General features: G+C 69.5%; 12 protein-coding genes and 1 riboswitch. Of the genes, 3 read left to right on the top strand and 9 right to left on the bottom strand.

All coding sequences use genetic code 11. From position 1 onward, the window contains the following. Window positions 1–272 precede the first annotated feature (272 nt). Window positions 273–1,634 carry an NYN domain-containing protein gene (locus G3I54_RS13105; protein ID WP_164614277.1) on the bottom strand — a complete coding sequence of 454 codons (1,362 nt, stop codon included), beginning with the start codon at window positions 1,632–1,634 and terminating at the stop codon, window positions 273–275. A 39-nt stretch (window positions 1,635–1,673) separates the two neighbouring features. After that, complete coding sequence (locus G3I54_RS13110) at window positions 1,674–1,916, bottom strand: hypothetical protein (protein WP_015608051.1); 243 nt, start codon at window positions 1,914–1,916, stop codon at window positions 1,674–1,676. Window positions 1,917–2,109: 193 nt separating this feature from the next. On the opposite strand from G3I54_RS13110, the gene G3I54_RS13115 reads away from it, so the two are divergent. Both G3I54_RS13115 and G3I54_RS13120 read left to right on the top strand, forming a co-directional pair. Then, a complete protein-coding gene (locus G3I54_RS13115) occupies window positions 2,110–2,865 on the top strand; it encodes a rhomboid family intramembrane serine protease (protein ID WP_164614279.1) in 756 nt (251 codons plus the stop codon). Further along, window positions 2,862–3,143 (top strand): Lrp/AsnC ligand binding domain-containing protein, encoded by a 282-nt coding sequence (locus tag G3I54_RS13120; protein WP_003969641.1) that lies wholly within the window; start codon window positions 2,862–2,864, stop codon window positions 3,141–3,143. The genes G3I54_RS13115 and G3I54_RS13120 overlap by 4 nt, the downstream gene beginning before the upstream one ends. Before the next feature lie 74 nt (window positions 3,144–3,217). Here G3I54_RS13120 and G3I54_RS13125 read toward each other — a convergent pair whose 3' ends face one another. The 6 genes from G3I54_RS13125 to G3I54_RS13150 form a co-directional block, all read right to left on the bottom strand. Further along, complete coding sequence (locus G3I54_RS13125; RefSeq protein ID WP_164614281.1) at window positions 3,218–4,597, bottom strand: aminotransferase class V-fold PLP-dependent enzyme; 1,380 nt, start codon at window positions 4,595–4,597, stop codon at window positions 3,218–3,220. 177 nt (window positions 4,598–4,774) lie between these two features. Then, a riboswitch (SAM riboswitch) is annotated at window positions 4,775–4,892 on the bottom strand. Between the two features lie 106 nt (window positions 4,893–4,998). Next, window positions 4,999–6,063, bottom strand: coding sequence for an anthranilate phosphoribosyltransferase (trpD, locus tag G3I54_RS13130; RefSeq protein WP_164614283.1), 1,065 nt, complete (start codon window positions 6,061–6,063; stop codon window positions 4,999–5,001). A 123-nt stretch (window positions 6,064–6,186) separates the two neighbouring features. Further along, window positions 6,187–7,836 carry a cytochrome bc complex cytochrome b subunit gene (locus tag G3I54_RS13135; protein WP_164614286.1) on the bottom strand — a complete coding sequence of 550 codons (1,650 nt, stop codon included), beginning with the start codon at window positions 7,834–7,836 and terminating at the stop codon, window positions 6,187–6,189. After that, window positions 7,833–8,885 (bottom strand): Rieske 2Fe-2S domain-containing protein, encoded by a 1,053-nt coding sequence (locus G3I54_RS13140; RefSeq protein WP_164614288.1) that lies wholly within the window; start codon window positions 8,883–8,885, stop codon window positions 7,833–7,835. The genes G3I54_RS13135 and G3I54_RS13140 overlap by 4 nt, the downstream gene beginning before the upstream one ends. Then, complete coding sequence (locus G3I54_RS13145) at window positions 8,882–9,691, bottom strand: c-type cytochrome (protein WP_030622655.1); 810 nt, start codon at window positions 9,689–9,691, stop codon at window positions 8,882–8,884. The genes G3I54_RS13140 and G3I54_RS13145 overlap by 4 nt, the downstream gene beginning before the upstream one ends. Before the next feature lie 56 nt (window positions 9,692–9,747). Continuing rightward, window positions 9,748–10,368, bottom strand: a complete 621-nt coding sequence (locus G3I54_RS13150) for a heme-copper oxidase subunit III (protein WP_030086558.1) — start codon at window positions 10,366–10,368, stop codon at window positions 9,748–9,750. A gap of 199 nt (window positions 10,369–10,567) precedes the next feature. Here G3I54_RS13150 and G3I54_RS13155 point away from each other — a divergent pair, with 199 nt between their 5' ends. Continuing rightward, window positions 10,568–10,969, top strand: a complete 402-nt coding sequence (locus tag G3I54_RS13155) for a response regulator transcription factor (RefSeq protein ID WP_164614290.1) — start codon at window positions 10,568–10,570, stop codon at window positions 10,967–10,969. 56 nt (window positions 10,970–11,025) lie between these two features. Here the strand turns inward: G3I54_RS13155 and G3I54_RS13160 are convergent, their stop codons facing one another. Further along, window positions 11,026–12,279, bottom strand: a complete 1,254-nt coding sequence (locus G3I54_RS13160; RefSeq protein ID WP_164614293.1) for an Ig-like domain-containing protein — start codon at window positions 12,277–12,279, stop codon at window positions 11,026–11,028. Window positions 12,280–12,362 lie beyond the last annotated feature (83 nt).

Here is a 12,362-nt window from a genome sequence, read left to right on the forward strand (position 1 = left end):
TCAGAGCCGCCTACCGGGCTGTGGGGGAAAGATTCCCCGGCTCCGTGCACATGACGGACTCGGCGGTTCCTTCGCCGTCACCCCCAATGGGTGATCAACCGTGCGAAGGTTCGAGGCCTGACCCTAGTGACCATCTTGTGATCAGTTCAAATCCTCACAGGATTTTTCTCGTCACACCAGGCACTTCTTTACTCTCACCCCACCGCGTGTAGCGATGACTTGACGGTACGTTCCCAGAAATCCGGCATGTCACACATGCCGTGCAAATCCCGCTAGACGCGCGAAAGGCGCTTGAGGAGCATGACGGACGCGACCGGCCGCGCCCCGGCCTTCGCCACACCGTCCGCCACCTCGCGGTCGGTGGAGACGACCACCACGGGCCGCCCCGGCGGTTCCGCGCGGGCCAGTTGACGGATCAGCTCGTCCGCCGTGACCCCGGCCTTGCTGAACAGCACCCGTACGCCTCTCGGCGGGGCGAGCAGCACCGGGGCGGCCAGTTCGGCCCCGTCGAAGACACAGGTCATCTCCGCGCCGGTCTGCGCCGCGAGCACCGAGAGGCCGCCCAGCAGCCGCAACCGCTGCTTCTCCAGCGGCATCTGCGGATAGCCGGTCTTGGTGACGTTGTAGCCGTCCACGATGAGGTGGGCCTGCGGCAGCGCCAGCAGCTGGTCGAGGAGGGCCGGGTCGGTCTCCGAAAGGGCCCTGGCGGCAATGTCCTTGGGTGACATCCGGCCCGGCTCCACCGCGTCCACGGTGTCGGCGGGATGCGTCGTCGCCGGGGGCAGCGCCAGCTCCCGGCGCAGCCCCGAGGCCGCGTCCAGCACGGTGTCCAGGAGCAGCCGCAGCCGCATGTCCTCCACCGAGCGGCCCTCGCGGGCGGCCCGCCGGCTCGCCTCCAGGGCCGCCTCGGCCTCCCCCAGCCGCCCCTTGAGCCGGCGCGACTCGCTCTCGGCGGCGGAGATCTGGGCGGCCGACTCGGCCCGTACGGTGTCGGTCTCGGCGGCGCTGCGGCGCAGGGCGGCCTCGCCGCGCTTCACCTCGCTGAGCGCGCTGCGCAGCTTGCGGTGCAGCGACTCGGCCTCCTTGCGGGCCGCCTCCAGCTCGGTGCGCAGCCGCTCGGTCTCGGCGCGGGTGTGGGCGCGGGCCCGCTCCAGCTCCTCGCGCAGCTGCTCCAGTTCGCGCCGGGTCTCCTCGTCCGCCCGTTCCGCGTCGGCGCGCTGGACCTCCTCGCCGGCCGCCTCGACCAGCTTGACCCAGCCGACCGGGCGCAGCACATAGGCGGCCGCGGCCACATCGAGGGGATCGGCGGCGGCGGGCGGTGAACCCGCCTCCAGCGCGCCGGTCAGCTCGGGCTGCGACTGGGCCAGCCGCTCACCGATGCGCTGCCGGAAGAGGGCGTCGCTCTCCAGCGCGGCGGCCATCGCGTTCCCGGCGAACTTCGCCCGCCGGGTCGGGGTGAACCGGGCGTACTGCCGCAGCTGGGCGGGCAGTTCGGAGACGGTCAGTCCGCCGAAGGCGTCCGAGACCAGCGCGACGACCCGCCGTCGCACACCCTCGGGCAGCGGACGGCCGAGCGCCTCTGCACCGCCGTCGGCCTCATCGGCCGGTCCGGCGCCGCTGGTCGGCTGATCCACCGTCCGTCACCCCATAGATATGTCGAAGGGTGCGCTCCCTCAGGAAGCGGCACCCGGCCTGTCCACCAGTTCGATCTGATCCACCGCGTTGCACCAACGACAGCGGACCGACTCGATGGTCTCACTGACGACCTCCCGCTCCTCGACACTCGACTCTCCGGCCAGGTCGAGGTGCACGTACTCCACGACCTTGGAGGAGCGGGTCACGTCGAAGCGCGTGAGATTGCCGCACAGCGTGCAGCGCCAGCGGGTCCCGTCGGTCGGCAGGGGAACCGTCGTCATCGTTGCGTCCTCTTTCGTCGTCGCCAGGAGTCCGCGCCGGGCGCGCCGCCGCGACTCCACCTGTCTACGTCAAGGATCTCGCGGTGCGCCGTCGAACTGCGGAAGTCCTGGCGTAACCCTACGGCCTCGCGTATAGGCATCGGCACGGCGAGGCGCTCCGTCCCGTTCTCCGCCGGTACGTCATGCTCTGTACATGATCGAGTGGCGGCAGGCCGACTGGCGGACCACGGCAGGGAGGATCCGGGACGCGGCGGCGTCGAGCGGGGCCCCGGTCACGTACGGGCTGATCGGCGTCTGCGGTGTGGTCTTCCTGATCAGTCCGCTCTCCGGGTTCGGTGGCGCCGCCCACCGGAGCGAGGACGCGCTGCTCGCCGCGCAGGCCGGGTACTTCGAGCGGTGGGGCGTGATTCCGGCGGAGCTGTGGGAGGGCTCCGCGCACGCGCTGATCACGCCGTTCACCGCACTGTTCGTGCACGGCAGCTGGCTGCACCTGCTGGGGAACCTGCTGTTCCTGTACGTGTTCGGCGCGATGGCCGAGGAGCGCATGGGCCGGGTGCGGTTCGCGCTGTTCTACGTGGGCTGCGGCTATGTGGCCCTGGTCTGTTACGCGGCGGCGCACGCGGACTCCGAGCAGACGCTGGTCGGCGCGTCCGGCGCGATCTCCGCGGTGCTCGGCGCGTTCCTGTACCTCTTCCCCAAGGCCCGGGTGACCAGCCTGTTCCCGTTCCTCTTCTTCCTGCCGCTGCGCTTCCCGGCCTGGATCGTGCTGGTCTTCTGGTTCGCCCTGCAGTGGGCGGCGGCGCAGGGGGCGGGCAGCGGGCCCGGGGTGGCGTATCTGGCGCATGTGGCCGGGTTCGCGGTCGGGTTCCTGTACGCCTGGGTGCGTTACCGGGGTGGGGCTAAGGTGAAGGCTCCAGCCACGGCCACCGAGGGAGACAGCCAGCCGTGATCACCGCGATCGTGCTCATCAAGACCAGCGTGGACCGGATTCCGGAGATCGCCGAGGCCATCGCCGCGCTGGACAGCGTCAGCGAGGTCTTCTCCGTCACCGGCACCTACGACCTGATCGCCATGGTCCGGGTCGCCAGGCACGACGACCTCGCCGATGTCATCCCCGGCCGGATCAGCAAGATCCCCGGCGTCGAGGGCACCGACACCCATGTGGCGTTCCGTACGTACTCCCAGCACGACCTGGAAGCGGCCTTCGCCATCGGCCTCGACGCGTAGGCGCACCGGCGACGCACCTCGGCCGGGGGCAGGCGGCGTGCCTGCCCCCGGCCGAGGTGCTTCACGAGGCCCGCTCAGACCTGGGCGGCCTCGCCGCGGTCCGGGACGCAACGGCCGTCCTCGGTACGGTACTTCCACTGCGCGCCCTCGCGGACCAGCTCGGAGACCGCGCGCAGGAACCGGTCGATGTGCTCGTCGGGCGTACCGGCGCCGAAGCTGACACGGATCGCGTTGAGCGAGCGCTCGCCCGGCTCGGCCTCCGGTGCGCCGCACTCGCCCGGGTCCTGCGGGTCGCTGCCGAGCAGGGTGCGCACCAGCGGGTGGGCGCAGAAGAGACCGTCGCGGACGCCGATGCCGTATTCGGCGGAGAGCGCGGCGGCGAAGTGCGAGCTGTTCCAGCCGCGCACCACGAAGGAGATGACGCCGACCCGGGGCGCGTCGTCGCCGAACAGCGAGAGCACCTGCACCTCGGGCACCGCGGCCAGACCCTCGCGGACCCGGCCCACCAGCTCCTGCTCCCGGGCGACCAGGCCCTCGAAGCCCGCCTCGGTCAGGGCCTTGCAGGCGGAGGCGATGGAGTAGACGCCGATGACGTTGGGCGAACCGGCCTCGTGGCGGGCGGCCGTGGTGTGCCAGTCGACGTCCACGCCGCCGTCGGCGCGCCGGGCGACCTTGCGGGAGGCGCCGCCGCCGGCGAGGTACGGCTCGGCCGCCTGCAGCCAGTCGGCGCGGCCGGCCAGGACCCCGGAGCCGAACGGCGCGTACAGCTTGTGGCCGGAGAACGCGACCCAGTCGACGTCCAGTTCGGCGATGTCCACCGGGTGGTGCGGGGCGAGCTGGGCGGCGTCCAGGACGATGCGGGCGCCGTGCGCGTGGGCGGCGGCGGCCAGTTCCTTCACCGGCCACAGCTCGCCGGTCACGTTGGAGGCGCCGGTGACGCAGACGAGGGCGGGACCGTACGGGTCGCGGTCGGCCAGCGCGCGCTCCAGCGTCTCGACGGCCTGGGCCGGGGTGCGGGGCGCGTTGAGGTAGGTGACCTGGGCGTCGCGCCAGGGCAGCAGGGAGGCGTGGTGCTCGGTCTCGTACACGAAGACCTGGCAGTCGGCGGGGATCGCGGCGGCCAGCAGGTTGAGGGAGTCGGTGGTGGAGCGGGTGAAGACCACCTGGTCCTCGGCGCGGCAGCCGAGGAACTCCGCGACCGTGCGCCGGCTGTTCTCGAAGAGGTCGGTGGAGAGCTGCGAGAGGTAGCCGGCCCCGCGGTGGACGCTGCCGTAGTACGGGGCGTACGCGGCGACGTCGTCCCAGACCCGCTGGAGGGCCGGGGCGCTGGCGGCGTAGTCGAGCGCGGCGTAGGTGACCTCACCGCCGGTGACGAGCGGAACAGTGACGTCCTGGCCCAGAACGGGCAGCGGGGCACAAACCGACGAGTCGAGGGCAGCGGTGGAGACAGACATGGCGAACTCCCGTAACAGGCAGGCGAAATCCACGCGCCCGCGGATACGCGGCGGCGCGGAGGAGGAAGGAAAAAAGGTGCGCTGAAGGAGGGCGGTCAGCCCTAGCGCATTCGCTTGCTCACAAGAGGCTCCCTAGGGACCAGGACCCCGGGGGCTGGCATCCGCTGGATGCCGAGGGGCCCGCGCTTGCCGCAGACCTCGCTGCCTACGGCCTGGTCTTCACCCGGGGCACCCCGCCACGGACGGAGGGTTGCCGGACAGCGGGCCGGGGCCGTAGTCGCTGTCACTCATGACCTGCGCAGCATCTTGCCATACGTATGCACACGCGCAAGGGCGCAGTCCGGCATCCGGACTGCGCCCTGCGTCACACCGTGTGCTCCGGAGGTGCCTCTCCGGCGCGCTCAGGCGTTGCTGGCCGCGATCCAGCGCTCCAGCGCACGCTTGGCGGCTCCGGAGTCGATGGCCTCGGCCGCCACCGTGATCTTCGCCGCGAGCTGCTCGGTCAGCGTGCCGGGGCCCGGGTCCAGGGCGACCAGGGCCGCCGCCGAGTTGAGCAGCACCGCCTCGCGTACCGCGCCGCCCTCGCCCTCCAGCAGGCGGCGGGCCACATCGGCGTTGTACGAGGCGTCGGCGCCGCGCAGCGCCTCGACGGGGACGATGGGCAGCCCGACGTCGCGCGGGTCGAAGGGCTCCTCGCGGACCGCGCCGTCGCGGACCACCCAGACCCGGGAGGTGGCGGTGGTGGTCAGCTCGTCGAGCCCGTCGTCGCCGCGGAAGACCAGCGCCGAGTTGCCCCGGTCGGCCAGCACGCCCGCGACGATGGGCGCCATCCGGGCGTCGGCGACGCCGACCGCCTGGGCGCGGACCTGGGCCGGGTTGGTGAGGGGGCCCAGGATGTTGAACGTGGTCTGCGCGCCGAGTTCCTTGCGGGCCTTGGCGGCGTACCGCAGGGCGGGGTGGAACTTCACGGCGAAGCAGAAGGTGATGCCCGCCTGTTCGGCGACCTCGACCACCCGCCGCGGGGTCAGCTCCAGGTTGACGCCGAGCTTCTCCAGTACGTCGGAGGAGCCGCTCGCGGAGGAGGCGGCGCGGTTGCCGTGCTTGACGACCTTGGCGCCGGTGCCGGCGATGACGATCGCGGACATGGTCGAGATGTTGACCGTCTTGGCGAGGTCGCCGCCGGTGCCGACGATGTCAACGGTGCGGCCCGGCACCTGGATGGTGTTGGCGTGGGCGTACATCGCGCGGACCAGTCCGGTGACCTCGTCGACGGTCTCGCCCTTGGCCCGCAGCGCGACGGCGAACCCGGCGATCTGCGCGTCGGTGGCCTCGCCGCTCATGATGCGGTCCATGGCCCAGGCGGTCTCCTCGGAGCTGAGGTTCTCGCCGCGCAGCAGGGGGTTCAGGAGGCCGGGCCAGGAGTGGGCCGCCACGCTGTCGCCGCCGTTCGGGGTCACAACGTTCATGGTCCGCTCCAGGGTCCACAGCCGGTCAGGAAAGATGGCTCCACCCTATCCAGCCGGGGGGACCGCGAAGAGCCCCGTCCATCGAATGGACGGGGCTCTCACGGTGGCGATCAGGTCAGGCGATCAGTGGTGGCCGTGGCCCTCGCTGATCTCCTTGTACTCCTCGGGGGTGGCCTTGGGAATCTGGTTCCCCTCGGCGAAGTACCCCTTGCTGAGCTTGGCGCGCAGCTTCTGCACCGGGGAGATCTTGCGCTTGACGCCGTTCTCGTCGACCGCGGGGCCGAGTTCGAGCGGCTGGTACTGCTCGTGCGCCGTGAGCGTGTGCAGCTGCTCGGGGCTGAGCGGCTCGTGGATCTCGACGAACTCACCGTGCGGCAGGCGCTTGATGATGCCGCTCTCGCGACCGTGCAGCACCTTCTCCCGGTCGCGGCGCTGGAGGCCGAGGCAGATCCGCTTGGTGACGATGAACGCGATGACCGGTCCGAGGAAGAAGAAGATCCGGACGAACCAGGTGATCGAGTTGATCGACAGGTGGAAGTGCGTGGCCCACAGGTCGTTGCCGCCGCCGATGAGGCCGACGAAGTACGCCGTGATCCAGGCGACGCCGAAGCCCGTACGGGTCGGGGCGTTGCGCGGGCGGTCCAGGATGTGGTGCTCGCGCTTGTCGCCGGTGATCCAGGACTCGATGAACGGGTAGAGCGCGATGACACCGAGCACCAGGCCGAAGGCGACCAGCGGGATGAACACGCCCAGGACGAGCGTGTGGCCCCACAGGTTGATCTCCCAGCCCGGCATCACACGCACCAGACCTTCGGCGAAGCCCATGTACCAGTCGGGCTGGGCGCCGGTGGACACCTGGTCGACGCGGTACGGACCGAGCGCCCAGATCGGGTTGATCGTGGCGATGGCCGAGATGACCGCGATGACGCCGAAGACGAGGAAGAAGAACCCTCCGGCCTTCGCCATGTACACGGGCAGCAGCGGCATGCCGACGACGTTCTTGTTGGTCCGGCCGGGACCCGCGAACTGCGTGTGCTTGTGGTAGAAGACCAGGATCAGGTGCGCCACCAGCAGGCCGAGCATGATGCCCGGCAGCAGCAGGATGTGGATCGAGTAGAACCGGGCCACGAAGTCGTGGCCGGGGAACTCGCCGCCGAACAGGAACATCGAGATGTACGTACCGACGATCGGCACGGACAGGATCGCGCCCTGGGTGAAGCGGACACCCGTACCGGAGAGCAGGTCGTCCGGGAGGGAGTAGCCGGTGAACCCGGTGAACATGCCGAGCACGAACAGCAGGAAGCCGAAGAGCCAGTTGATCTCGCGCGGCTTGCGGAAGGCGCCCGTGAAGAAGACGCGCATCATGTGCACGAACATGCCGGCCAGGAAGATCAGCGCGGCCCAGTGGTGGATCTGCCGGACGAGCAGACCACCGCGGACCTCGAAGCTGATCTTCAGGGTCGAGGCGTAGGCCTCGGACATCCGGATGCCCTGCATGGGCTCGTACGGACCGTGGTAGACGATCTCGCCCATGCTCGGCTGGAAGAACAGCGTCAGATACACACCCGTGAGGATGATGATGATGAAGCTGTAGAGGCAGACCTCACCGAGCATGAAGGACCAGTGGTCCGGGAAGATCTTGCGCATGTTGGCCTTGGCCAGGCCGTAGATGCCCAGTCGGCCGTCCGCCCAGTCGGCCACCCGCTCGCCGGCCGGAGCCTTGCGTCCGCTCGCCGGTTCGGCGGCCGAGGGGTTCGTTGTCGCAGTACTCATCCGCGCTCCCAGAAGGCAGCACCGACGGGCTCGTCGAAGTCGCCGAGCGCCTCGAGGTTGCCCTCGCTGTTGACACCGATCCGCAGCTGCGGAAGGGGGTGGCCGGCCGGACCGAAGATGACGCGAGCGCCGTCGGAGAGGTCGAAGGTGGACTGGTGGCACGGGCAGAGCACGTGGTGCGTCTGCTGCTCGTACAGGCTGATCGGGCAGCCGACGTGGGTGCAGATCTTGGAGAACGCGACGATGCCCTCGTGGGCCCAGGCCAGCTGGCGCTTGTCCTTGATGTCGTCCGGCTCGATGCGGACGATCATCAGGGCCGCCTTGCCCATCTGCGTCTGGAAGTCGTGCGACTCCGGGTCGAGACCCTCGGGCATGGCGAAGGCCAGGGACCCGACGGTGATGTGCTCGGGGCGCAGCGGCTTCATCGTGTTCATGTTGATGAGCTGCTTGCCCTCCGCCCAGAGGGTGTTGCGGAGCTTCTTCTCCGGCAGCGGACCGAGGTCGCGCAGCAGGACCACACCGGAGAGCGGCACCAGGGCCAGCGCACCGAACATGGTGTTGCGGATCAGCTTGCGCCGACCGATCGCGGACTCCTCGGCGCCGGCCGCGAAGTCGGCCATGACCTGGGCCTTGACCTCGGGCGTGGCCTCGATCGGGTGCCGGTCGGCGGCGACCTCGACGTCGGACATCAGGGTGCGCGCCCAGTGGACGGCTCCCGCTCCGATGAAGAAGAGCGCCGCGCCCAGGGTGAGACCCAGGGAGAAGTTGAGCGCGCTCACATGGCCGAAGGGCCAGATGTAGACGATCTTGTCCACCGGGAAGATGACGTAGGAGGCGATGAAGCCCACCGTCGCCAGCATCGAGAGGGTGAACATGAACGCGACGGCGCGCTCCGAGCGGTTCGCGGCGCGTTCGTCGAGATCCTGGATGCGCGGCTGGTGGGCCGGCAGTCCCGGGTCGGCGAACGGGTCGTCCTTGCGCTCCACCGCGCCGTGCGCGGTCTCCTGCACCACGGGCAGGCTGTCTTCTGGAATCTGTTGGCTACTCATGACTTCTTGGCCTTAGCGGTGTGGGCCGCGACCCAAACGGCGACTGCGACGAGCGCGCCGAGTCCGAAGATCCAGGCGAACAGACCTTCGCTGACCGGACCGAGACCGCCGAGGGCCAGGCCGCCGGGGCTCTCCGTCTCGTCACCGTTCACGGACTCGATGTACGCGATGATGTCCTTCTTCTCCTGCTCCGGCATCGTCGTGTCGGGGAAGGAGGGCATGCTCTGCGGGCCGGTCTGCATGGCCTCGTAGATGTGCTTCGGGCTCACGCCTTCGAGGTCAGGTGCGTACTTGCCCTCCGTCAGGGCGCCGCCCTTACCGGTGAAGTTGTGGCACTGGGCGCAGTTGGTGCGGAACAGTTCGCCACCGTTGGCGACGTTCGCGCCCGACGGGTCGACCTGCTTGTCGGTCGGCGTGACCGGACCGGCGCCGAGCGACGCGACGTACGCCGCGAGCTGGTCGATCTCCGCCTGGGTGTAGATGACCTTCTTCTTCGGTACCTGGGCGCCCGGCTGCTGCGCGGGCATACGGCCCGTACCGACCTGGAAGTCGACGGCGGCGGAGCCCACGCCCACGAGGGACGGCCCGTCGGTGGTGCCCTGACCGCCGGTTCCGTGGCAGCTGGCGCAGCCTACGGCGTAGAGCTTCTTGCCCTCTTCGATGGCGAGGGACTGGGCGGTTTCATCGGCCTGCGCCTTGCCCGCAGGCGCAAACGCGGCGTACAGCCCCCCGGTGGCCGCCAGCGCGAGGAGTAGTACGACGACCGCCGCCAGCGGATGGCGTCGTCGTGCGGAGAGCTTTTTCACGGATTACCCCGGTGTCAGGATCTTCTGCGTCGATGGTGGGCGGGTGCGAGTCCCGGTTACTTGATCATGTAGATCGTTGCGAACAGGCCGATCCATACGACATCGACGAAGTGCCAGTAGTAGGACACGACGATGGCGGCGGTGGCCTGATCGTGGGTGAACCTCTTGGCCGCGTACGTTCTGCCGAGGACCAGCAGGAAGGCGATGAGACCGCCTGTCACGTGCAGACCGTGGAAGCCGGTGGTCAGGTAGAACACCGAGCCGTACGGGTCGGACGAGAGGGAGAGCCCCGCGTCCTTGACCAGCTCGGTGTACTCCAGGACCTGGCCGCCGATGAAGATCGCACCCATCACGAACGTGATGATGAACCAGGTGCGGAGCTTCTTCACATCGCCCCGCTCGGCGGCGAAGACGCCGAGCTGGCAGGTGAGTGAGGAGAGCACCAGGATCGTGGTGTTCGTCGCCGAGAACGGGAAGTTCAGATGGCCGGCCATCTCCTTCCAGTAATCGGGTCCCATCACCGATCGCAGGGTGAAGTACATCGCGAAGAGGGCCGCGAAGAACATCAGCTCGGAACTCAACCAGATGATGGTTCCGACGCTGGTGAGGTTCGGCCGATTGACCGACGGGTGCGCGTGCCCGGTTTCTACTGTCGTTGCTGTCGCCACGACCGACATTATGTCGGTCGCTTATCCCGCCCTCACCCCGGGGGGTGCCGTTCGGTGTGTCCGTACCGTCTGCAGGGGTCGTGCCCTGCGCCGAACGGCCCATCGAATCGTCGTCATTACCGGTGCTGACGGCCGGTCGGGCGGAGTACGATCCGCGCATCGGTTCATGCCCCGAGAGCCCCGACGACGTCGATGTCACGGAGGAACAATGCAGGCGACCGCCACGGTCCTGGTCTACAGCGACGACGCCAACATCCGCGAGCAGGTGAGGCTGGCAGCCGGTCGCAGGCCTGCCGCGGACGTTCCACCGGTGGAGTTCCTGGAGTGCGCGACGCTCCCGGCCGTCCTGAAGGCGCTGGACGGCGGCGGCGTCGACGTCTGTGTGCTGGACGGCGAGACGGCTCCCATCGGCGGCATGGGCGTCTGCCGCCAGATCAAGGACGAGATCTTCCGCTGCCCGCCGGTGCTCCTGCTGATCGGCCGCCCGCAGGACGCGTGGCTGGCCACCTGGAGCCGTGCGGAGGCCGCTGTGACGCTCCCGGTGGACCCGGTGGAGTTCGCCGACGCGCTGGCGGCGCTGCTGCGCCACCGGCTCGCCGTGGAGGCCTGAGCGGCCCCTGTGCCCCGCTGAGGGACGTTCCGCGCAGCGGGCACCCCCGGCCCGGGTCAGACGTGGGGACGCAGTCGGGCGGCCTGGAGTGTCTGCGGGCTGTCCGGCGCCCCTTCGTTCAGGGCGCTGCCCTTCTGCCACTTCTCCCAGGAGAGGTTCCAGTCGCCGAACCCGTTGCCGAACGGGTCCATGTCCTCGCCGGCGCTGCCGACGACCTTGACGATGTCACCCTCGCGCACGGTGTCGAAGAACCATTCGGCGTTGCCGGTGCTCATGCCGGTGCAGCCGTGGCTGACGTTGGCGTTGCCCTGGGAGCCCGTGGACCAGGGGGCGGCGTGGACGTACTCGCCGCTCCAGGTCACCCGGGTGGCCCAGTAGACCGGCAGGTCGTACGACTCCGACGAGCCGGCCGCGATGCCGATGCTCTCGCCGCGCATGCGTACGAACTGCTCCTTGGCGAGCACCACCTTGACCCCGTTGCGGGTGGAGAAGCCGGGCTTGCCGGTGGTGACCGGAATGGTGTTGATCACTTCTCCGTTGCGGTACACCGTCATGGAGTGGTCCGAGGCGTCGGTGACGGCCTCGATCCGGTCGCCCGTGGCGAGCTTCAGGGGCTTGGCCTCGGCTCCGTAGAGGGCGTTGGTCACCTTGATGCCCGCCAGGTTGGAGCGCACCTCGATGGAGGCGTTCGCGGGCCAGTACTCCTTCGGGCGGAAGTGCAGCTTCTTGTCGTCGACCCAGTACCAGGAGCCGGTGACGGCCGGGGTGGAGCGGACCTTCAGGGCGCGCTCCACGGTGGCCCTGGCCGCCTTGTCGGTGATCGGAGCGCTGAGTTCCGCCGTGATGGGCTGTCCGACGCCGTAGGTGCCCGCCTGCGGGCCGAAGGAGACCTTCAGCAGCTTCTTGGGCGAGGAGGTGCCGAAGGAGAGCGTACGGACGCCTGGGGCGCCGTCGCTGTTCTCCGTGGCGACCCTGACGGTGTATCCGGTGCCGGCCGCGAGCGGCGCGGTGGAGCGCCAGCGCTTCCCGTCGGCGGAGAGCTCTCCCGCGAGGTGGCGGCCGCCGGTGTCCACGGCGCTGACGTCGGTGATGCGCCCGTCGTCACCCTTGACGGTGACTTCCAGGGGCTTGTCGGGGTCGGCCTTCTCCTTCTTGGAGGGGCCGTTGAAGGAGACCTGGTCGCCCGCGTCGTAAGGCTTCGTGGAGAGCGGGTGGCCGTCGGGCGAGCCACAGGCGGTCGCACCCGCGACGAGGGTCACGACCAGCAGGGTGCAGCTCACTACGGTGCGGATGCGCGGCGTGTGGTTCATGCGGTCCACGCTAAGAAGATTCATCCGTTCCAGCGCGTTCAGTGACTCCGAACGAGCGAAAGGCCCGCGTCGCTTTCGGCGAT

The organism is Streptomyces sp. SID14515 (assembly GCF_010548505.1).
Classification (GTDB): Bacteria; Actinomycetota; Actinomycetes; order Streptomycetales; family Streptomycetaceae; genus Streptomyces; species Streptomyces caviscabies.